18 protein-coding genes are annotated in these 21,070 nt (G+C 75.4%); 4 read left to right on the top strand and 14 right to left on the bottom strand.

The window, feature by feature from the left end; all coding sequences use genetic code 11:
• Positions 1-10 precede the first annotated feature (10 nt).
• From H596_RS0105100 to H596_RS0105090, 3 genes are all read right to left on the bottom strand, one after another.
• The gene (locus H596_RS0105100; RefSeq protein WP_027283982.1) at positions 11-2,848 is read right to left on the bottom strand and encodes a glycosyltransferase; all 2,838 of its coding nucleotides are present in this window, start codon (positions 2,846-2,848) and stop codon (positions 11-13) included.
• A gap of 10 nt (positions 2,849-2,858) precedes the next feature.
• Entirely contained in the window at positions 2,859-5,723 is a 2,865-nt protein-coding gene (locus tag H596_RS22760) for a glycosyltransferase (RefSeq protein WP_051212409.1), read from the bottom strand.
• Between the two features lie 105 nt (positions 5,724-5,828).
• The gene (locus H596_RS0105090; RefSeq protein WP_456307588.1) at positions 5,829-6,725 is read right to left on the bottom strand and encodes a branched-chain amino acid aminotransferase; all 897 of its coding nucleotides are present in this window, start codon (positions 6,723-6,725) and stop codon (positions 5,829-5,831) included.
• Between the two features lie 130 nt (positions 6,726-6,855).
• Here H596_RS0105090 and H596_RS0105085 point away from each other — a divergent pair, with 130 nt between their 5' ends.
• From H596_RS0105085 to H596_RS0105075, 3 genes are all read left to right on the top strand, one after another.
• Positions 6,856-7,467 carry a MarR family winged helix-turn-helix transcriptional regulator gene (locus H596_RS0105085; protein WP_156910038.1) on the top strand — a complete coding sequence of 204 codons (612 nt, stop codon included), beginning with the start codon at positions 6,856-6,858 and terminating at the stop codon, positions 7,465-7,467.
• A gap of 2 nt (positions 7,468-7,469) precedes the next feature.
• Positions 7,470-8,171, top strand: a complete 702-nt coding sequence (locus tag H596_RS0105080; protein ID WP_027283979.1) for a response regulator — start codon at positions 7,470-7,472, stop codon at positions 8,169-8,171.
• A 204-nt stretch (positions 8,172-8,375) separates the two neighbouring features.
• Positions 8,376-9,722 carry an ATP-binding protein gene (locus H596_RS0105075; RefSeq protein WP_037300056.1) on the top strand — a complete coding sequence of 449 codons (1,347 nt, stop codon included), beginning with the start codon at positions 8,376-8,378 and terminating at the stop codon, positions 9,720-9,722.
• Here the strand turns inward: H596_RS0105075 and serS are convergent.
• The 11 genes from serS to H596_RS0105020 all read right to left on the bottom strand — a co-directional run bounded on the left by serS (position 9,706) and on the right by H596_RS0105020 (position 20,596).
• The gene (serS, locus tag H596_RS0105070; protein WP_027283977.1) at positions 9,706-10,971 is read right to left on the bottom strand and encodes a serine--tRNA ligase; all 1,266 of its coding nucleotides are present in this window, start codon (positions 10,969-10,971) and stop codon (positions 9,706-9,708) included. The genes H596_RS0105075 and serS overlap by 17 nt on opposite strands.
• A gap of 29 nt (positions 10,972-11,000) precedes the next feature.
• Positions 11,001-11,753, bottom strand: coding sequence for a twin-arginine translocase subunit TatC (tatC, locus tag H596_RS0105065; protein WP_051212435.1), 753 nt, complete (start codon positions 11,751-11,753; stop codon positions 11,001-11,003).
• A 54-nt stretch (positions 11,754-11,807) separates the two neighbouring features.
• Positions 11,808-12,416, bottom strand: coding sequence for a Sec-independent protein translocase protein TatB (gene tatB / locus H596_RS24840; protein ID WP_051212408.1), 609 nt, complete (start codon positions 12,414-12,416; stop codon positions 11,808-11,810).
• A gap of 97 nt (positions 12,417-12,513) precedes the next feature.
• On the bottom strand, positions 12,514-13,575 hold the full coding sequence (locus H596_RS0105055) for an ABC transporter ATP-binding protein (protein WP_211225250.1): 1,062 nt from the start codon (positions 13,573-13,575) through the stop codon (positions 12,514-12,516).
• 315 nt (positions 13,576-13,890) lie between these two features.
• Positions 13,891-14,493: an SMC-Scp complex subunit ScpB gene (scpB, locus tag H596_RS20145; protein WP_051212407.1), complete on the bottom strand. Its 603-nt coding sequence runs from the start codon at positions 14,491-14,493 to the stop codon at positions 13,891-13,893.
• The gene (locus H596_RS0105045; RefSeq protein WP_027283974.1) at positions 14,483-15,253 is read right to left on the bottom strand and encodes a segregation and condensation protein A; all 771 of its coding nucleotides are present in this window, start codon (positions 15,251-15,253) and stop codon (positions 14,483-14,485) included. The genes scpB and H596_RS0105045 overlap by 11 nt, the downstream gene beginning before the upstream one ends.
• The gene (locus H596_RS0105040) at positions 15,250-15,954 is read right to left on the bottom strand and encodes a site-2 protease family protein (protein ID WP_027283973.1); all 705 of its coding nucleotides are present in this window, start codon (positions 15,952-15,954) and stop codon (positions 15,250-15,252) included. Before H596_RS0105040 ends, H596_RS0105045 begins: the two co-directional genes overlap by 4 nt.
• Positions 15,947-16,876 carry a beta-N-acetylhexosaminidase gene (nagZ, locus tag H596_RS20140; protein ID WP_051212402.1) on the bottom strand — a complete coding sequence of 310 codons (930 nt, stop codon included), beginning with the start codon at positions 16,874-16,876 and terminating at the stop codon, positions 15,947-15,949. Before nagZ ends, H596_RS0105040 begins: the two co-directional genes overlap by 8 nt.
• 4 nt (positions 16,877-16,880) lie before the next feature.
• Positions 16,881-17,615 carry an SPOR domain-containing protein gene (locus tag H596_RS24535; RefSeq protein ID WP_245583956.1) on the bottom strand — a complete coding sequence of 245 codons (735 nt, stop codon included), beginning with the start codon at positions 17,613-17,615 and terminating at the stop codon, positions 16,881-16,883.
• Positions 17,612-19,390: an arginine--tRNA ligase gene (gene argS, locus H596_RS0105025; protein ID WP_027283971.1), complete on the bottom strand. Its 1,779-nt coding sequence runs from the start codon at positions 19,388-19,390 to the stop codon at positions 17,612-17,614. Before argS ends, H596_RS24535 begins: the two co-directional genes overlap by 4 nt.
• A gap of 48 nt (positions 19,391-19,438) precedes the next feature.
• Positions 19,439-20,596, bottom strand: coding sequence for a deoxyguanosinetriphosphate triphosphohydrolase (locus tag H596_RS0105020; RefSeq protein WP_027283970.1), 1,158 nt, complete (start codon positions 20,594-20,596; stop codon positions 19,439-19,441).
• Between the two features lie 110 nt (positions 20,597-20,706).
• Here H596_RS0105020 and H596_RS0105015 point away from each other — a divergent pair, with 110 nt between their 5' ends.
• The gene (locus H596_RS0105015; RefSeq protein ID WP_037300054.1) at positions 20,707-21,057 is read left to right on the top strand and encodes a HesB/IscA family protein; all 351 of its coding nucleotides are present in this window, start codon (positions 20,707-20,709) and stop codon (positions 21,055-21,057) included.
• Positions 21,058-21,070 lie beyond the last annotated feature (13 nt).

The raw sequence follows: 21,070 nt of genomic DNA, 5'->3' as shown, positions 1-21,070 counted from the left end.
CGCCGGTGGATCACCCGCCGAAGGCGAGCCGCGCGATCACCCGGGCGCGCTGGGCGGCCCCGCCCGCCGCCTCGGGCGGGGGCAGCCAGCGCGCCCCCCGCCCCCGGGCCAGCGCCTGCGCCTCCGGCGCGGCGCTGAGCAGCGCATCGCCGGGCAGCAGCGCCACCCGGCCCTCGCCGGGCGGCGCGCCGGGCAGGCCGAGCCGCGCCCAGGCCCAGCCATGGTGCGTGAACAGCACGCCGCCCTCGATCCGCGCCGGCTCGGGCCGGAAACCCGGCACGCCCTGGCGCAGCATCTCCTCGATTCCGGCGGCGAGGCCGGGTGCGGCCGTGTCCAGCCAGAGCCTCGGCCCGCGCGGGCGCGGCCAGGTGGCGGCGATGGCCGCGCCGAGCCGCGCCTCCTCCTCCGCCTCCAGCGGCAGCAGCGCCGCCCGCCGCGCGAGGGAGAGCGCCCCGGAAAGCGGCCCGGTGCCATAGCCCTCCTCGATGACATGGCGCACCCGCGCCGCGATGGCCTCGGGCGCCAGCGCCTCGCGGGCCCAGGCGGCGGCCGCCGCCCCGAGCGCGGCCCGGCGCGGCGCCTCGGCCAGCAGCGCGCCCAGCGCGGCGGCGAGCTCGCGGGGGGTGAAGGCGTCCGGCAGGCGTTCGCAGATCCCCTCCGGCAGCTCGGCCATGGCGCCATGGGCGTTGACCAGGGTGGGAAGCCCCGCGGCCAGCGCATCCTTCACCGCGCCCGAGGTCTCGCCCGTGCTGTCGGTGCGGAGCTGCACCGCGAGGTCGCTCGCCGCCAGCCAGCGCCGGTAGGTCTCGAGGGGCAGCCGGCCCGTCACGCGCACGCGCTCGGCGAGGCCGAGCCGCTCCGCCTCGGCGGCGATGGCGCGCTCCAGCCCGTCCACCGCGCCCCCGGCATAGACCAGCCGCGCGGCGGGGCGCTGCGGCGCGATCTCGGCGAAGGCGGCGAGCAGGGCGAGCGGCGCCTTGCGCGGGGTGACGAGGCCGAAGGCGGCGATGATGTCCGCCTCGGGCGGCAGGCCGAGCCCGGCGCGCGCCGCCGCGCGCCCGGGCAGGACAAGGGGGGCGCGCAGATGCGGCACCACCCGCACATGGGCGGTGGCCGCCGCGCCGTATTCGGCCTCGAGCCGCGCCCGCGCATGCTCGGAATGGACGATCACCATGGCCGCCTCGGCCAGAACCCCGGCGCTGCCCATGCCCATCCGCCCCGCAAGCGCGGCGGGGTAGCCCTCCTCCTCCACCCGCTCGGGCAGGGCGCGCTCGCGCGCCGCGCGGTCGGTCAGCAGCCAGTTGCGGAGATCGGTCAGCGCCGGGTCGTGCAGCGTCACCACCCCGGGCTGGCGGGGCAGCAGCCGCGTCAGCGCCGCCGCATGAACGGGGTTGTTGCCGATCTGGTAGAGCACCCGCTCGAAACGCCCGCCCTCGCGCGCGAAGGCCGCCTCCTCCATCCAGGGCAGGCGGCCCGCGAGCGCGCCCTCCGGCGGCGCGGCGGAGACGAGGGTGATGGCGTAGTGCGGCCGCAGCGCGAGCGCGAGCTCGGCCGCGTAGTCCGCCACCCCCGTGGGCGCGGGCGGCAGGGGCGAGACCAGGGCGAGGCGCGGGCGCGGCCGGGGCCGCCAGGGCACGCCCTGGGGCGCGCGCTCCTCCAGCGCCCGCCAGGCGCGGGCCGCCACCCCGTCCCAGGAGAAGTCGCGCGCGCGGCGCAGCCCATAGGCCGCGAGGTCCGCCCGGCGGGCGGGGTCGGTCAGCACGGCCTCGATCAGCCGGGCGAGGGCGGGCGCGTCCTCGGGGTCGAAGAGCGCATCGGGCCGGCCGATCACCTCGGGCAGGGCGGGCCGGTCGCTCGCGATCACCGGCGCGCCGCAGGCCATGGCCTCCGCCGCGGGCAGGCCGAACCCCTCGGCGAGGGAGGGGAAGACGAAGAGCGCGCAGGCGGCGTAGAGCCCGGGCAGATCGGCCTCGGGCACATGCGGCAGCAGCCGCACCTCGCGCTCCGAAAGCCCGCGCGCGGCGATGGCGGCGGCGAGCGCGGGCGGGTTCACATGGCCGATGGCGAGCGGGTGGCGCGCGCGCAGCGCCGCGGGCAGCGCGGCGTAGGCATCCAGCAGCACGGCCTCGTTCTTGCGCAGATCCCCCATGCCCAGCGCCAGCAGGAAGCCGGGCGCGAGGCCGTAGCGCGCGGGCAGCGCGGGGTCCGGCCGCGCGGGCGGGGCGAAATCCGGGTTCACCCCCGCGCCGATCACCGCCAGCCGCTCGCGCGGGGTGGCGAGGTGGCGCAGCGCCTCCTCGCGCGTCGCCTCGGAGTTGCACAGCAGAAGCCCCGCCGCCGCCACCTCGTCGAGGCCGCGCATGTACCAGGGCAGCAGCCCGCCCTCGCCCCAGGCGCCATCCAGGTAGAGCCCGCGCAGCGAGAGCGGGATGAGGTCATGCAGCACGGCGGCGGTGGCCACGCGCTCGTATTCCTCGGGCCAGGTGACCACCGCCTCGTCGCGCCAGCCCTCGAAGGCGGAGCCGAGCAGCAGCAGGTCCACCCGCGCCTCGCACACCGCCTCGGCGCGGATCAGCTCGGCCGCGCGGCGCAGGGGCGAGAGGGGCGCGCGCCCCGCCACCGCCCCCTCCGGCGCGGCAAAGCGGCGGATCGCGCCCTCGCCCAGCAGGGGGGCGAACTCGTCGGCGATGGCGCCCGCCGTCCCGGCCAGGGTGGCGTTGAGCAGCAGCAGCAGCTCATGCCCGCCGCGCGCGCGAGCCATGGCGCGGGCGAAGTCGAGCACATAGCGCCCCACCCCGGCCCGGGCCGAGGCGCCCTGCGCCCCCTGCATGTCGAGCAGAACGCGCATCGGCGCGCGGTCAGCCCCGGCGCAGGGCGGAGAGCAGGCGCAGCGCCTGGCCCGTCTCGCCCCCGGGCGGCGGCCCCGCTGCGGCGGCGAGCGCGGTCAGCCGCGCCTCCAGCGCCGCAAGACCTCCGGCCTCCGCCCCTCCCGTCGGCTCCACCCCGGCGATGCCCTCGAGCAGCGCGAGCCGGCCGGGCAGATCGCCCTCCGCCGCCCATTGCAGGGCCGCGAGGCGCAGCGGCGGCACGCCGCCTCCGGCCATGGCGAGGCCGATCTCCACCACCCCGCCCTCCCCGGTCGTCAGCGCCAGCGGCAGGGCGAAGGGGCGCGGGGCGGCGGGCAGCGGCGTCTCGCCGCCCGGGTGGCGCAGCCGCCCCGCCGCGCCGGGCCGCGGGGCGAGGTGCAGCACGACGCGCAGCGCCTCGCCCGGGCCCAGCCCCTCGGCGCGGAAGCGGATCACCGGGGCGGGCGCGAGGGGCTCCACCCCCGCGCTGTCGGCCGCGAGGTCCCAGCCCTCGGCGAGCAGCCCGGCCCAGCCCGGCCCCTCGGCCCGCGCGCCGAACACCACCGGCAGGCGCGGCGCGACCGCCCCGCCCGGCGGGGGCGCCAGCGCCACCTCCTTCAGCGCCACGCGAATGGGGCGCGGGTCCTCCTCCTTCGGGGGCGCGAGCGGCCCCTCCACGACCAGGCCGAGCCGCGTCTCCCCCGCGGGCAGGGCGATGGCGGCCAGCACCTCCTGCCCCGGCATCAGCCCGAACCAGCGCGGCGGCGCCTGCCCGGCGAAGAGCCCCACCCGGTTCATCTCCGCCCAGGGGCGCGCGGCGAGGCGCAGCAGCACCGTCCCCGGCGCGGCGAGGCGCAGCGCGAGCGCCCCGGCGGGGCCGACCAGCGCCGCCCCGCCCGGCCCCGGCGCCTCGAAGCCCGCGCCCAGCAGCGCGGCCGCCGCCCAATCCTCCTCCGCCTCCAGGCCGATGCGCCCGCCGGGGGCGAGTTCGGGCGGGGTGGCGGGCTCGTGCTGCATGGGCGGCAGGGCGGAGAGCTCCGCCACCTTCGCCAGGAAATCCGCCGCCACCTCGGGCCAGCCGCGCGGGCGAAACCCCTCGCGGATGCGCGCCTCCGCCGCCGCCAGCGCGGCGCGGTCGGTGCAGAGGCGGCGCACCTCGGCCGCGATGCCGCGGGGGTTGTAGGCGTCGATGGGCAGGGCGAAGCCCGCCCCGGCCTCGGGCGTCGCGCCCTCGCCGCTGGCCAGCACCACCTTGCCCAGCGCCAGCGCCTCGCCCACCGGCAGCCCCCAGCCCTCGGTGAAGGAGGGAAAGACGGTGAAGAGGCAGGCGCGGTAGAGCGCCTCCAGCTCCGGGTCCGAGACGCCGTGCACGAGGCGGATGCGCCCGTCCAGGAAGCGCGTGGCCTCGAGCTGGGCCATCAAATCCTCCACCCGCCAGCCGGGGCGGCCCACCAGCACCAGCGGCGGCGGCGCGAAGCCCTCGCGCAGCAGCAGCCGCCAGGCCTGGAACAGGGCCAGGTGGTTCTTGCGCGCCTCGATGGTGCCCACGCAGAGCACGAACTCCCCCCCGCGCAGGTCGGCGAGGGGCGCGGGCCAGTCCTCCGGCCCCGGCGGGGCGCCGACATTCATCCGGTGCGCGAGCGGCACGGGCCGGATCGGCAGGGCGGGCGCGCCGAGCCCGGCCAGCGCGCCCTCCAGCTCCCGCGCCGTCCAGGCGCTGATGGTCAGCGCGAAATCCCACAGGCGCGCGCCCTCGGCGAGGCCCTGGCGATAGGCCCGCACCGTGCCCTCGCTGGTGTATTCGGGATGGGTGACGGGGATCAGGTCATAGACCAGCACCCCGATGCGCACGCCCGCCGCGCGCAGCCGGGCGAGGGCCGCCGGCGCCCCCGCCCAGAACCAGAAGGCGCCGAGGATGAGGAAGCGCCGGGCGGAGGCGAGATGGGTGGGCCGGGCGCGGTCCATCGCCTGGGCGACGAGCTGGCGCGCGCGCTCCAGGTCATGCCGCTCGGCCAGGCAGTAGGCGAGGAGGGCGCGCAGATCGGCCGGCGCGATGGTCCAGAGCGGGCCCATGCGCTCGGCGAGGAAGACGAAGCGCGCGCGCGCGGCGGCCTCGGCGTCGTTCAGGATGCCCTCGACGAGACCGAGCTGCACGCGCTGGATGCCCGTGGCGCGCCCCGTCTCCTGCAGCAGGTTCAGCAGGTCCGTCACGTCGTAGAGGTCGGGGCCGCCGGGGGTGCCCTCCTCCGGCGCCGCGCCGGCGATGCGGCGCAGAAGCTGCCAGTGGCGGCGGTCGGGCGCGCTGGTGAAGGCGCGCTCCGCGGCGGCGCGCGCGCCCGCGCGGTCATGCGCGGCGAGCAGCGCCTCGGCCAGGGCGCGCCAGGCGGCGGCATCCCCGGGGTTCGCCTCGGCGGCAGCGCGCAGGGCGGCGCGCTCGGGGGTTTCCGGGGCGGGGCCGGCGGGGCGCGCGGCGGGGACATAGGCGGCCGGCGCCGCCCCCGCGGGCAGCAGGGCGCGCAGCTCCTCGGCCGCATGGTTCACGGGCGCGAGCTCGGCCGAGAGCTGGTAGGCGCGGATCGCCTCCTCCATCCGGCCGAGCAGCTTCAGCACATGGCCCAGATGCAGCGGCGGGTCGTGGTCGCGCGGGGCGAGGGCCATGGCCTCGCGATAGGCGGCCTCGGCCGCGTCGGGCCGCCCGGCCTCCTTCTCGGCGTGGCCGAGCTGGACCCAGATCGCCGCATCGGCCGGATGCGCCGCGAGGTGGCGGCGGTAATGGGCGGCCGCCTCCTCCCAGCGCCGCGCGTCGCGCGCGCGGTCGCCGAGCAGGCGCGGGCTCGGGGGGGCGCGCCGGAAGCGGCGCAGCAGGGCGGCGATCATCGCGCCCGATCGGCCAGCACCATCCGCCGCTTCCGCATGCGCCACACCCTCATGCCGCGGGGCGCAAGGCCCCGCCGCATGGTTTCGAGGCCGCGCGGCGGCGCGTCAAGCGGCGGCGGGGGCGCGCCCGTTCACCAGCGCCTCGTAGTCGCGCATCAGGGTCTCGGTGATGGCCCCGGGGGTGAAATGGTGGTCGCCGATGCGGCGCACGGGCGTCACCTCCGCGGCCGTGCCGGCGAGGAACACCTCGGAGGCGCGCGGCATCTCCTCGGGCTTGATGACGCGCTCCACCACCTTCATCTGCCGCTTGCGGGCGAGTTCCATCACCGTGCGGCGCGTGATGCCGTCGAGGAAGCAGCTCGGCGTCGGCGTGTGCAGCTCGCCGTCGAAGACGAAGAAGGCGTTGGCGCCGGTGGCCTCGGCCACATCGCCCTTCCAGTCGAGCATCATGGCGTCGTCCGCGCCCTCGTCCATCGCCGCGTGCTTGGCGAGGGTGCCGATCATGTAGAGCCCCGCGGCCTTGGAGGCGGTGGGCGCCGTCTCGGGGTGCGGGCGGCGCCACTTCGCCATGGCGAGGTGCACGCCCTTCATGCGCTGTTCCACGCCGAAATAGGCGCCCCATTCCCAGACGGCGATGGCGAGGTGGATGCGCGTGTTCTTCGCCGCGACCCCCATCTCCTCCGCGCCGCGCCAGGCGATCGGGCGCACATAGGCGTCGGAGAGCCCGTTCTTCGCGAGAGTCTCGTTGCAGGCGGCGTCGATCTGCTCGGCCGTGAAGGGAATCTCGAAGCCGAGGATGCGGCCCGAGGCGATCAGCCGCTCGCTGTGCTCGCGCAGCTTGAAGATGCGGCCGTTGTAGGCGCGCTCGCCCTCGAACACCGCGCTGGCATAATGCAGCCCGTGGGAGAGGACATGCAGATTCGCCTCGCGCCAGGGGCGGAAGGCGCCATTCCACCAGATGAAGCCGTCGCGGTCGTCGAAGGGAACCAGGGCCACAGCCATTCCTCCAGGTTGGATCACAGGCTTGCGTCCGCACCCGCGGCGGCGTTCCGTTTGGAACGCGGGTGGTTCGCCCGACGCATGATCCTTGCGTTCGCCAGGGCGTTCTAGAAGGGCCGGGAAAATTGTGTCAATGAAGCTGACCGAAAATCGGAGCATGGCAGCCATGCCGCAACGGCCGGAACCCGAGCGCCCGCGCGAGAGCGGCCCCGCGCGCAGCCTTCTCTTCCTGCGGGAGGAGGAGCTGCGCCTCGCGCAGGATCTGCTCTACTTCGGCTATCGCGACTTCACCGCGGGGGCGGACCGCATCCTCGCCGACCTCGGCATGGGCCGGGCGCATCACCGCGTGCTGCATTTCGTGGGCCGCGCGCCGGGGATGAAGGTGGGCGAGCTGCTCGCCATCCTCGGCATCACCAAGCAATCCCTGGGCCGCGTGCTGCAGCCGATGATCGAGCAGGGCTATGTGCGCCAGGATCCCGGGCTGAAGGACAAGCGCCAGCGCCTGCTGCGCCTGACCGAGAAGGGCGAGGCGCTGGAACGCCGCCTCTTCGAGGCGCAGCGCGAATGGGTGCTGCGCGCCTATCGCGAGGCCGGCCCCGAGGCGGTGGAGGGCTTCCGCCGCGTCATGCGCGGGCTGATGGGCGAGGAGGCGCGCGCCCAATTCGAGGCGCTGGAGCGCCAGGCCGCCCCGGGGCGCACCACCCCGGCCTTCAGCCCCCGCCCGATCGAGAGGAAATCCGCCTGACCATGCCCGAGACCGCGGCCGACATCCTGGTGGTGGACGACGACGCGCGGCTGCGCGGCCTGCTGCAGCGCTTCCTCTCCGAGCAGGGGCACCGCGTCGCCGTCGCCGCCGACGCGCCCTCGGCCCGCGCCGCGCTGGCCGCCATGGCCTTCGACCTGATGGTGGTGGACGTGATGATGCCGGGCGAGAGCGGGCTCGAACTCGTGGAATCCCTCCGCCGCGCGGGCGACGAGACGCCCGTGCTCATGCTCACCGCCCGCGGCGACCCCGACGACCGCGTGGCCGGCTTCGAGCACGGCGCGGACGACTACCTCGCCAAGCCCTTCGACCCGCGCGAGCTCGCGCTGCGCATCCGCACCATCCTGCGCCGCGCCCAGCCGGCGGCCGCGGCCGCTGTCCCGCTCGGCCCCATCCAGCTCGGCGAGCGCTGGTACGACCCCGAGCGCAACGAGCTGCGCGGACCCGAGGGCGTGCAGCGCCTGACGGGCGGCGAGGCCGCGCTGCTGACCGCGCTGGCCCGCCGCGCGGGCGAGGTGCTCTCGCGCGAGGAGATCGCCGCGGCACTCGGCACGCCCGAGGCCGGCGAGCGCAGCGTGGACGTGCAGGTGACGCGGCTGCGCCGCAAGATCGAGGCCGACCCGCGCGAGCCGCGCTTCCTGCACACCATCCGGCACCGGGGCTATGTGCTGCGCCCCGGGCCCTGATACGGTCGGCATGACATGCCGACCCTCTCGCGCGCAGGGTTGGCGTGGCGACTGCGCGCCGAAGCACGCGCAGGGTTGGTGTGGCGGCTGCGCGCCGAAGCACAGGCATACCAGCGGCCGCACCGGCCCCTCGGGAGTCGACATCAGCGGCCGCTGCTCTGAGCGCCGGGGGGCCTTGCGCGCCCCGCGCCCCGGGGCCGGGTGATGCGCCCGGACAAATCCCTCGCCCGCCGCATCTCCGCGCTGCTGCCGCGCGGGCTGCTCGCGCGCACGCTGATCATCCTGCTCGTGCCCATGGTGGTGCTGCAGGCGGTGGCGCTGCAGCTCTTCTACGGCGGGCAGCTCGACGTGATCTCGCGCCGGCTGACCGGCGCGCTGGCCGGCGACATCGGCTTCGTCGCGAGCTTCATCGAGGAGGTCACGCCCGAACAGCGCGCGCGCATGATGCGCGAGGGGCAGTGGCGGCTCGGCCTCGCCCTCAGCTACGAGGAGGGCGGCCAGCTCGGACCCGTGCCCGAGCGCCCCGCCTGGTCCCCCCTGTTGCCGCTGGAGGACGACCTGCAGGCCGCGCTGCGCGAGCGCCTGGCCCTGCCCTTCGACGCGGACTGGCTGAGCGATCCGGCCTCCATCGTCATCCGCGTGCAGTTGCCGGGCGGGGTGCTGCATGTGGAGGCCCCGCGGCGGCGGCTCATCACCAGCACGCTCTATGTGTTCGTGGTCTGGCTGGTCGGCGCGGCGCTGCTGCTCGCCCTCGTCGCGGCGCTGTTCATGAAGAACCAGGTCCGCGCCATCCGCCGCCTCGCCGCCGCCAGCGAGGCCTTCGGGCTGGGCCGCGACGCGGGGCCCATCAAGCCCGAGGGCGCGCGCGAGGTGCGCCAGGCCGCGCTCGCCTTCAACGCCATGCGCGAGCGCATCACGCGCTTCGTCGCCCAGCGCACCACCATGCTGGCGGGCGTGAGCCACGATCTGCGCACGCCGCTCACGCGGCTGCGCCTCGGCCTCGCCATGCTGCCCCGCACGCCGGGGACGGAGGCGGACATCGCCGCCCTCACCCAGGATGTGGAGGAGATGGAGCGGCTGATAGACGCCTACCTCGCCTTCGCCCGCGGCGAGGGGGTGGAGGCCGCGCGCGAGGCCGACCTTGCCGCCCTGGTGCGCGAGGCCGCCGCCAAGGCCCGCCGCGCCGGCGCGGCGGTGGAGGTGGAGGCGCCCGAGACCCTGCCGCTGCGCCTGCGCGCCGATGCGCTCGGCCGGGCGCTGGCCAATCTGCTCGACAACGCCCGCCGCCATGCGGGGCGCATCACGGTTTCGGTGCGCCCGCCCGGCGGCGAGACCCCCGGCTTCGCCGAGGTGGTGGTGGACGATGACGGGCCCGGCATCCCGGAGGCCGAACGCGCCGAGGCGCTGAAGCCCTTCCACACCGGCTCGCCCAGCGGCACGGGGCTCGGCCTCGCCATCGCGCACGACATCCTGCGCGCCCATGGCGGCGAGCTGCTGCTGGAGCAGAGCCCGATGGGCGGGCTGCGCGCCCGGCTCAGGCTGCCGGCGTGATCCGCTCCAGCCCGCCCATCCAGGGGCGCAGCACCTCGGGGATGGCGATGGCGCCGTCCTCCTGCTGCCAGGTCTCCATCACCGCGATCAGCGCCCGCCCGACCGCGACGCCCGAGCCGTTCAGCGTGTGCAGGAGGAGGTTCTCCTTGCCGCGCCTGAACCGCGCCTTCATCCGCCGCGCCTGGAAGTCCCGGCAGTTGGAGCAGGAGGAAATCTCGCGCCACGCGCGCTGGCCGGGCAGCCACACCTCGAGGTCATAGGTGCGCGCCGCGCCGAAGCCCGTATCCCCCGCGCAGAGGAAGACCCGCCGCCAGGCGAGGCCGAGCGCGGTGAGGATGCCCTCGGCGCAGCGCGTCATGCGCTCGTGCTCGGCCTCGCTCTGCTCGGGCGTGCAGATCGAGACGAGCTCCACCTTCTGGAACTGGTGCTGGCGCAGCATGCCCCGCGTGTCGCGCCCCGCCGCCCCCGCCTCGCTGCGGAAGCAGGGGGTGAGGGCGGTGTAGCGCAGCGGCTCGGCCGGCTCGGGGATGATGCTGTCCGCGACGAGGTTGGTCAGCGGGACCTCGGCGGTGGGGATGAGGTAGTGCGCGCCAGCCTGGAACAGGTCCTCGCCGAATTTCGGAAGCTGGCCGGTGCCATACAGCGTCTGCGCGTTCACCAGCAGCGGCGGGCTGACCTCGGTGTAGCCGTTCTCCTCGGTGTGGACGGAGAGCATCCACTGCCCGAGCGCGCGCTCGAGCCGCGCCAGCGCCCCCTTCAGCACCACGAAGCGGCTGCCCGAGAGCTTCGCCGCGCGCTCGAAATCCATCAGCCCGAGCGCCTCGCCGAGTTCGAAATGCTGCTTCGCGCCCTCGATCTCGCGCGGCGCGCCATGGGTGTGGAGCACCACATTGGCGGTCTCGTCCGCGCCCTCGGGCACCTCGGCGTCGAGGGTGTTGGGCAGGCGGGAGAGCGCATCGTCGAGCGCGGCGGTCCGCGCGGCGGGGTCGAGCCGGGCGGCGGCCTCCATGGCGGCGGCGACCTCGGCCTTGAGGCGCTCGGCCTCGGCGGCATCGCCGCGCTTCATCGCGGCCCCGATCTCCTTCGAGAGCGCGTTGCGCCGGGCGAGCGCGGCCTCGGTGGCGGCGATGGCCTCGCGCCGCGCCTCGTCGAGGGCGAGCAGCGCCGCCGCCTGGGGCGGCAGGCCGCGCCGCGCCAGGGCCGCGTCGAAGGCCTCGGGGTTCTCCCGCACCTTGCGGATGTCGTGCATGGCTCAGTCCACCAGGAGGGCGCGGAGGGTCAGGCCTTGTCCGGCCGGGGCGGCTTCGGCGTGATCCAGGACGCGAACCAGATCGAAATCTCGTAGAGCAGGATCAGCGGCAAAGCGAGGCCCACCTGGCTGATCACGTCGGGCGGGGTGATGATGGCGGCCAGCACGAACATGCCCACGATGGCGTAGCGCCGGCCCTTCTTCAGCGTCTCCACGCTCAGGATGCCGACGCGGCAGAGCAGCACCAGCGCCACCGGCATCTGGAAGGCCAGGCCGAAGGCGAGGATCATGTGCATGACCAGCGAGAGATACTCGCTCACCTTCGCCTCGAGCTGGATGGGCACGGTGCCGCCGCCCGCGGGCGTCTCGAAGCTGATGAAGAAGTGCCAGGCCAGCGGGAAGATGAAGTAGTAGGCGAGCGCCGCGCCGAACAGGAACAGCACCGGCGAGGCGAGCAGGAAGGGCATGATCGCGCGCTTCTCGCTGCGATACAGCCCGGGCGCGATGAACAGCCAGGCCTGGGTGGCCCACATCGGGAAGCTGAAGAACACCGCGCCGAAGAAGGCCACCTTGAGGTAGGTGAAGAAGGCCTCGTAGAGCGCGGTGAAGATCATCCGCCGGTCGCCCCCGCCCTGGGACATCAGGATGTCCGCCAGAGGGGCGGCGAGGAAGCCGTAGATCTGCGCCGAGAAATAGTAGCAGACGCCGAACATCACCACGAAGGTGCCGACCGACCACAGCAGCCGCTGGCGCAGCTCCATCAGGTGCTCGATCAGCGGCATGGGCTTGTCGTTGATCGGGTCGTCGTCGCGCGCGGTGTTGGACACGGTGGGGCCTCAGGCGGTCTTGGCCGGCGCGGGGGCGGGCGCGGGGGCGGCGGGCGGCGGCGCCTGCCCGGCCGCGACGGGGCTGGCCGGCGGGGGCGGCGCGGGCTCCGCCGCGAGGCCGGCCGGCGCGGGGGTGGAGGGCGGCACGAAGGCGGGCGCGGGCACGGGCGGCGGGGGCGGCGGCGGCTCCGGCGCCTTGTAGGGCGCCATGGTCTGCGGCGGGATCATCGCCGGCGCGTCGGGGACATCGCGGGCGGTAGGCGGGGGCGTCCAGGCGGGGGGGCTCGCCGCGCCGCCCAGATCCTTCAGCGGATCATCGGCGAAGGCCTTGGTCAGCGCGCCGTCCGAGTCCACCGTCCTCTGGATTTCGCCCTTGAGGTCGAAGCTGCGGATTTCGTTGATCGCGCCCTTCACCTCGGCGATCTGGTTGCGCACCTCGTCGAGCTTCGCCTCGCGGACGAGCTCGTCCGCCTGCTGCTGGAACTGCGCCAGCTGCTGCTTGCCCTTCTTGATCATGTCCGCGATGCCGCGGATGGCGCCGGGCAGATCCTTGGGCCCGATCACCACCAGCGCCACCACGATGATCAGCAGGATCTCTGACCAGGCGAGATCGAGCATTCCATCCCCGGAGCGGATAACCTCCCCCTCCGATACCAGGGGAGGGCCGCCGCGCCAATGCGGCGGAACCGTTACTTGGTGCGCGAGGCCGCGCGAGTCACCCCTCGGCCTCGCCGGCGGGGAAGGCGAAGGCGCGCGCCGGATCGAGCACGACCCCCACGCGCTGCCCGCGCACCAGCGCCGCGCCGGGCGGCAGCCGGGCGTGCAGGTGCAGCACGCCCCCCTCCCCGTCCTCCACCGCCATGTGCACGAGGGTGGTGGCGCCGAGCAGCCGGCAGGCCTCCACCTCGGCCGGGGTGGCGCCGGGCGCGCCCTCGGGCAGCACGCGCAGCCCCTCGGGGCGCAGCAGCAGCTCGGCCGCGCTGCCCTCGGGCAGGCCCCGGCCCGGGGCGGCGCCGATCACCGTCCTGGCCTCGCCGCCGCGGATGCGCGCGGGCAGCCGGTTCACCTCGCCGAGGAAGGTGGCGACGAAGGGGGTGGCGGGGTTGAGGTAGAGCTCCTCCGGCGTGCCGAGCTGCACGATCCGCCCCTCGCGCATCAGCGCGATGCGGTCGGCCATGAACATCGCCTCCTCCGCGTCATGGGTGACGATGAGGGCGGGGATCCCGGCCTGCTGGAGCACATGCAGCGTGTCGTCGCGCACCTGTTCGCGCAGCCGCGCATCGAGGCTGGCGAAGGCCTCGTCGAGCAGCAGCACGTCGGGGCGCGGGGCGAGCGCGCGCGCGAGCGCCACGCGCTGCTGCTGCCCGCCCGAGAGCTGGTGCGGCCAGGCGTTCGCGTAGGCCTCGAGCCCCACCCGCGCCAGCGCCTCGGCCACGCGCCAGGCGCGGTCCCCGCGCGGCACGCGGCGCAGGCCGAAGGCCACATTGTCCTCCACCGTCAGGTGCGGGAACAGCGCATAGTCCTGGAAGACGAACCCCACATTGCGCCCCTCGGGCGGCACCTCCACGCCCGGCCCCGCCAGCACGCGCCCGCCCAGCGAAATCTCGCCCTGCTGCAGCCGCTCGAGCCCGGCCACGAGGCGCAGCAAGGTGGTCTTCCCATCCCCCGAGGGGCCGAGCAGACAGACGATCTCGCCCGCCGCCACCTCGAGCGAGACGCCGCGCAGCACCTCGCGCGCGCCATAGCGGTGACGGATGTCGCGCAGCACCAGACTCACGGCCGGCGCCCGGGGCAGGCAGGGAACGCCCGTGGCGCGGGCGCAGCGCCGGAATGGCGACGGGGAGGGCGCCGCCCTCCCCGCACCCCACCCGCCAAGGGCCAGTGGGCCCTTGGAACCCATCTGTGGGGAGGCGGAGGGAGGGGCGTCAGGGGAACACGCATCGTCACGGGCGCACCATGCCCCTCCCTCCGCCTCCCCACAAACGAGGCGGTTTCCAAAGGCCGATGGCCTTTGGCGGGGAGAGGTCCGGAGAGGGGCGGCGCCCCTCTCCGGCGCCCACCCCGCGCCGCGCGTGCTCGGGCCATGGGGGTCTCAGGCCGCCCGGGCGCCGTCCGGGATCACGGGCGGGGCGCCGTCGCGCTCTCCGCCGAGGGGGGTGGCGGCGAGGTCGCTCGAGACCAGTTCCTCCTTGCGCGGCAGGTCGTTCAGGGATTTCAGGCCGAACTGGTCGAGGAACTTCGCCGTGGTGCCCCAGAGCGTGGGCCGGCCCGGGGATTCGCGCCGGCCGCGGGGGGCGATGAGCCCGGCCTCCAGCAGCGCCTCGAGCGTGGTCTGGGCGAGGCTCGCGCCGCGGATTTCCTCGATCTCCGCGCGGGTGACGGGCTGGTGGTAGGCGATGATGGAGAGCGCCTCCATCGCCGCCTTGGGCAGCCGGCGCGGCGCCTCGACCACGCGGGTGATGGCGGGGGCGAGGTCGAGCGCGGTGCGGAAGGCGAAACCGCCCGCCACCTCCACCAGCTCCACCGCGCGCCCCGCGCTCTGGGCGGCGAGCGCGGTCAGCACTGCCTGGGCGTCCACCCCTGCGGGCAAGGCCATTTGCACCCGCGCGGCCGGCACCGGCCGGTCGGAGGCGAAGATCAGCGCCTCGGCGATGCGCAGGGCGCGGGCGAAATCCGGGTTCTCCTCAGGCGACATGCGGCAGCTCCCCCATTCCCGGCTTGACGAAGATCGGCGCGAAGGGCGCCTCCTGCTTGAGTTCGATGCCCCCTCCCCGCGCCGCCTCCAGCGCGGCGACGAGGGTGCTGGCCAGCGCCGCGCGCCGGTCGAGCGGGCTGCGCAGATCCTCGGGCAGGAAGGCCGAGAGGGTGGACCAGCCCGGCCCCGCCTGGCCGATCAGCGCGCGCAGCCGCGCCAGCGCCTCGGCGACCGACCACAGCTTGCGCGGCTTGGGCGTGAAGGGGCGGTGCGCCACCGCCCGCCGCCGCGCCTCGGCATAGGCGCGCAGCAGCCCCGCCAGATCGGCCACCAGGCCCGAACGGTCCTCCAGCGTCAGGGATTCGGGGGCGCCGCGGGCGAAGGTCTCGCGCCCGAGCTGGGCGCGGCGCGCGAGCCATTCGGCCGCCGCGCGCATGCGGTCGAGCTCGGCCAGCCGCTCCGTCAGGCGCTGCGCGGCCAGCAGGGGGTCCTCCTCCTCCGGCCCGCGCTCCTCCTCCGGCACCAGCAGGCGGGACTTCAGCCAGGCGAGCCAGGCGGCCATCACCAGCCAGTCGGCCGCCAGCTCGATGCGCACGCGCCGCGCGCCCTCGATCACCGCGAGATACTGGTCCACCAGCGCGAGGATGCTGATCTGCCGGATGTCCACCTTCTGCGCGCGGGCGAGTTCCAGCAGCACGTCGAGCGGGCCCTGGAAGCCCTCCAGCTCCAGCAGCAGCGCATCGGCCGCGGCGGCGCTCACGGGAAGTCGTGCCCCGCGGCGCGCAGCACGAGGGAGAAGGCCGGGCGCACCAGTTCGCGCACGAACCAGTCCATCGGGCGGAACTCGGGGACGGCCATGGGCAGCAGGAACAGCACCCCGATCACGAGGAAAAGCCCCACGGGCTCGAGCCGCGCCCAGGCCATGGCCGCGCGCAGCGGCAGCAGCCCCACCAGGATGCGGCCGCCGTCCAGCGGCGGGACGGGAAAGAGGTTGAACAGGCCGAGCACCAGGTTCGCCAGGATGAACAGAGCGAGGAAGCGATAGAGGAAGGCCGCCGAGTCGGCCGAGAGAAGCGGCTCCGCCCAGATCGCGGGGTGCAGCGCGAAGGCCGCGGCCAGCGCCAGCAGCGCGTTCATCGCCGGCCCCGCCGCCGCCACCCACATCATGCCCGCGCGCGGGTTGGCGAAGTGGCGCACATCCACCGGCACGGGCTTGGCCCAGCCGAAGAGGAAATCCACCCGCCCCGTGGCGAGAAGCTGCGACCCCAGCAGGATGGCCGGCAGCAGCACCGTGCCGAAGGGGTCCACATGGCGCAGCGGGTTGAGCGAGACGCGGCCGAGCAGCGCCGCCGTGGGGTCGCCCAGGGCGCGGGCGGCGTAGCCGTGCGCCGCTTCGTGGAAGGTGATGGCGATGACGGCGGCCAGCACCGCCGCCGCCGCCTCGGGCAGCCACTCAGGCATGGGCGGGCAGCCTCGCGCGGGCGGCGGCGAGCCGCACCTGCCCCGCGGGCGGGAGCGGAGGGGCCGCGGCCAGCACCTCGGCCGTCTCCGCCGCCACGCCCGAGCAATGCAGCACCGCGTCGCAGCCCGCCGCCAGCGCCGCCTCGGTCAGCGCCCCGAGCCCGCCCGAGAGGGCGCGCATGGCGAGGTCGTCCGAGATCAGGAAGCCCTGGAAGCCGATCTCGCCGCGGATCACCCCCCCGATCACGCGCGGCGAGAGGGTGGCGCAGCGCGCCTCGTCCCAGGCGGGGTAGAGGATGTGCGCCGTCATCGCCCAGAGATCGGGTGCGGCCAGGGCGCGGAAGGGCGCGAGGTCGGCCGCCAGCACGGCGGCCTCCTCCGCCACCACGGGCAGCGCCTCGTGGCTGTCCTGCCGCGCGCGGCCATGGCCGGGGATGTGCTTGAGCACCGGGATCACCCCGCCCGCGCGCAGCCCCTCCACCCAGGCGGCGCCGAGCCGCGCCACCTCGGCCGGGTCGGCGGAGAAGGCGCGGTCGCCGATCACCTCGTGCGCGCCAGGCAGGCGCAGATCCAGGCAGGGGGCGCAGACCACGTCGAAGCCCTCGGCGGCGCAGAGCCGGGCGAGGGCCTCGGCGTTGGCGCGGGCGGCCTCGGCGGGGCCGCGCTCGAAGCGCGCGGGGGGGGGGAACTCGGGCCAGTGGGGGGGGCGCAGCCGCGCCACCCGGCCGCCCTCCTGGTCCACCAGGACGGCGGCCTCCTCGCCCAGAACCTCGCGCACCGAGGCGATGAGGGCGCGAAGCTGCGCCGGCGCCTCGATGTTGCGCCGGAACAGGATGACGCCGAGCGGGCGGTGGCGGGCGAACAGCGCCGCCTCCTCCGCCGTCAGGGCGGGGCCGGAGAGGCCGATGATGGCCGCGCGCACGGCGCTAACCGGGCGGCACCACGCAGGCGCCGCCGCGGGCGCGCACCTGCTCGCACAGGGCGCGCGCCGCCTCGCGGTCGGCCAGGCCGCCGACGCGCAGGCGCCACAGCGGGGGCTGGCCCTCGCGCTCGAAGCGGCTGATCACGGGGCTGCGGCCGGCGAGTTCCGGCACGCGGGCGCGCAGCCGCTCCCATTCCTGCCGGGCCGCCTCCTCGCTGCGCAGCGCGCCGAGCTGGATCATGGCGCGGCCCTGGGGCGCGGCGGGCCGCTGCGCCTGGGCGGCGGGCGCGGCCGGGCGCGCCTGGCCCCCGGCGGGCTGGGCCGGGGCGGGTTGCGCGGGCGCCGGCTGCCCCGCCGCGGGCGCAGCCGGGCGTTGCGCCGGGGCGGCGGGTGCGGGCGGGGCGCGCATCGCCTCGGGCCGCGGCTGTTCCGGCCCGGGGGCGAGGCGCGCCTCCCCCACCCGTTCGGGCCGCGCGTGGCGGTCGAGGATCATCTCGGGCGGCGGACTCGGCGCGGCGGGCGCGCCCTCGGGCCGCACCCGGAAGGGCCTGGAATCAGCCTCGATCAGGGGCACGCCGCGCGGCCCCATCTGCCCCATCGCCCAGATGATCAGGGCCGCCAGCGCCACAGAGCCCGCCAGCCCGCCCAGAATCATCCAGAGCTTGGGCGGGATCCCCCATCCCGCCCGCGCCCTCTCCGGCGGGCGAACCCGCCAGGAGGGCAGCGTCGTGTCGCTCATCTCAACTCCTCGACCGGCGTGACCCCCATCACGCCAAGCCCGGAACGGATCACCAGGGCGGTGGCAGCCACCAACGCCAGCCGTGCCCGTGTCCCCTCCGGGTCGGCCTCCTGGATGAAGCGGAGGGTCGAATCCTCCGCCCCGCGGTTCCACAATAGGTGAAAATCCGCCGCGAGGTCATTCAGAAAAAACGCCACACGGTGCGGCTCGCGCGCCGCGGCGGCCGTCTCCACCACGCGCGGCCAGGCGCAGAGGCGGCGGATGAGCGCGAGCTCCGCCGGGTCATCCAGCGCATCGAGGGGCGCGAGGGCGAGGTCCTGTGGCGCCGGCTCGCCCGCCTTGCGCAGCACGGAGCGGCAGCGCGCATGGGCGTACTGCACGTAGAACACCGGGTTGTCGCGCGTCTGGCGCAGCACGAGGTCGAGGTCGAACTCCATCTGCGCGTCGGCCTTGCGCGTCAGCATGGTGAAGCGCACCGCGTCGCGCCCCACCTCCTCGATCAGGTCGCGCAGGGTGATGTAGCTGCCCGCGCGCTTGGACATGCGCACGGGCTGGCCGTCCTTCAGAACATGGACGATCTGCGTCAGCACCACCTCGAGCGGCACGCGCCCGCCGGAGAGCGCCGCCACCGCCGCCTGCATGCGCTTCACATAGCCGCCATGGTCCGCGCCCCAGACATGGATCAGCGCGTCGAAGCCGCGCGCGAGCTTGCCCAGGTGGTTGGCGATGTCGTTGGCGAAATAGGTGCCCGATCCGTCGGACTTGCGCAGCGGCCGGTCCACCTCGTCGCCGAAGGCGGTGGCGCGGAACAGCGTCTGCTCGCGCGGCTCCCAGTCCTCGGGCGTCTTGCCCTTGGGCGGCTCCAGCACGCCGCGGTAGATCAGATCCTGCGCGGAAAGCTGCGCCTCGGCGCGCTCCAGCATCCCCTCGGCCACCAGCGCGGCCTCGCTGACGAAGACGTCGTGGCGCACGCCGAGGGCGGCGAGATCCTCGCGGATCGCCTCCATCATCATGGCCACGGTGGTCTCGCGCACCTCGGCGAACCAGCGGTCGGGGCCGGCCATGCCGGGGCCGTGGGGGGTGTCGGGCTCGGCCAGCGCGTCGCCGTGGCGGTGCTTCAGCGCCTCGCCCACGGGGATGAGGTAGTCGCCGCGGTACTGCAGCCCGCCGGGGATGAGCTGCGCGTATTCCTCCTCGGTCATCGTCGTGCCGAGCGCCTGGAGGTAGCGCCAGTAGGCGGCGTAGGCGAGCGCCTGCACCTGCGCCCCCGCGTCGTTGATGTAGTATTCGCGCGTGACATCGTGCCCCGCCTTGGCGAGCAGGCTGGCCAGCGCATCCCCCACCACCGCGCCGCGGCAATGGCCCACATGCATGGGGCCGGTGGGGTTGGCCGAGACGTATTCCACGTTCACCCGCCCCGGCTTGGGCGCGCCATCGCCATAGGCCTCGCCCGCGTTGAGGATCACCGGGAGCTGCGCGCGGAGGTAGCCCTCCTTCAGCCGGAGGTTCACGAAGCCCGGACCAGCCGGCGCGGCCTCCGCCACCTCGGGCAGGGTGGCGAGGCGCTGGGCGAGTTCCGCCGCCAGCTTCGGCGGGGGCAGCTTCGCCGCCTTGCCCACCACCAGCGCGGCGTTGGTGGCCATGTCGCCATGCGCGGCCTCGCGCGGGGGCTCCACCGTCACGCGGGCGAAGGCCTCGGCGGGCAGGTCGGGCAGCAGGGCCGAGAGGGCCTCCACCACGCGGGCGCGCAGATGGGCGAAGATGTCGTGCGTCATGGGGCGGGCTTGTGCGGCGGGCGGCGCGGTTTCGGCAAGGGGCCGCGCTCAGCCCCCCACATGCGGGTCCGTCAGGCGGCGGTATTCCTCGAGGGCGAAGCGGTCGGTCATGCCCGCGATGTAGTCGCCCACCAGCTCGGCCGTGGCGGCGGAGCCAGGCTCGCCGGCGCGCGCGCGCCACTCCTCGGGCAGCATCTGCGGGCCGCCGTGCAGCAGGCTGAACAGCATCTGCACCACCCGCTTCGACTTCTGCGTGCTGCGGTTCACCCGGAAATGCCGATACATCCGATCGAAGAGGAAGGCGCGCACCTCGGCGTTCGCGGCCGCCATGGGCGGGCTGAAGGCCACCACCGGGGCGGGGGCGGCGCGGATCTCCTCCACGCTCGCCGGCTTGAGCGCGGCCAGGCGGCGCTCCGTCTCCTCCGCCACGTCCTGGATCATGGCGGAGATCACCCGGCGGACCATCTCGGGCGCGGCGCGGCCCGCGGGCGCCTCCGGATGGGCGGCGCGCACCGCCTCCAGCGCGCGGCCCGGGAGCGGGAGTTCCGCCACCTCCTCGAGGGTGAAGAGGCGGGCGCGGATGCCGTCCTCCAGGTCGTGGTTGTTGTAGGCGATGTCGTCGGCGATGGCGGCCACCTGCGCCTCGGCGCTGGCGTGGCTCGCCAGCTCCAGGTCATGCGTCGCGTTGTAGCGCAGCAGATAGGGGGCGGGCCGGCGCACCGGGCCGTTGTGCTTGGCCAGGCCCTCCAGCGTCTCCCAGGAGAGGTTCAGCCCGTCGAAGCCGGCGTAGCGGCGCTCGAGCAGCGTGACGTGCTTGAGGCTCTGCGCGTTGTGGTCGAAGCCGCCCCAGGGGCGCATCACCCCATCCAGCGCCTCCTCGCCCGCATGGCCGAAGGGGGGGTGGCCGAGGTCATGGGCCAGCGCCAGCGCCTCGGCCAGATCCTCGTCGAGCCGCAGGCGGCGGGCCAGGCTGCGCGCGATCTGCGCCACCTCGATGGAATGGGTCAGCCGGGTGCGGAAATGATCGCCCTCGTGGAAGACGAAGACCTGCGTCTTGTATTGCAGCCGGCGAAAGGCGCGGGAGTGGATGATGCGGTCGCGGTCGCGCTGCCAGGGCGTGCGGGTGGGATCCTCCGGCTCGGCGTGCAGGCGGCCGCGCGAGGACTGCACGGCGTAGGGGGCCTTCGATTCGCGCGTCGCGTGCATGCGCCCTGGCCTATCATACCCGCGGCCGCTTGCCATGGATCGCGGCGCTGCGGCGCGGGCGTGGAAATCCGTCGCGCGGGCCTCTACATTCCGGACCGAAGGAGTCCCTCATGCCGGATGTGGCCAACCCTCGCAGCTTCCATGTGACGCCCCGCGCCGCGGAGGAGATCGCCGCCATCGCCGCGCGCGAGGGCCGGCCCGGGGCGGGGCTGCGCGTCAGCGTCTCGGCCGGCGGCTGCTCGGGGCTGCAATACGGCTTCGCGCTGGAGGAGAGCGCGGGCGAGGACGACCTGGTGGTGGAGGTCGGCGGCGTGCGCGTCTATGTGGACGGCGTCTCGCTCGACTTCCTCGGCGGCGCGGAGCTCGACTGGCACGAGGCGCTGATCGGATCGCATTTCGTGGTGCGCAACCCGCAGGCGGTGAGCGGCTGCGGCTGCGGCGCATCCTTCGCCGTGGGCTGAGACGGGCGGGGCT

It is taken from the genome of Rubritepida flocculans DSM 14296 (assembly GCF_000425365.1).
Taxonomy (GTDB): domain Bacteria; phylum Pseudomonadota; class Alphaproteobacteria; order Acetobacterales; family Acetobacteraceae; genus Roseococcus; species Roseococcus flocculans.
Note: the sequence above shows the minus strand (reverse complement) of the source record. Positions and strands in the feature narration are given on the sequence as shown.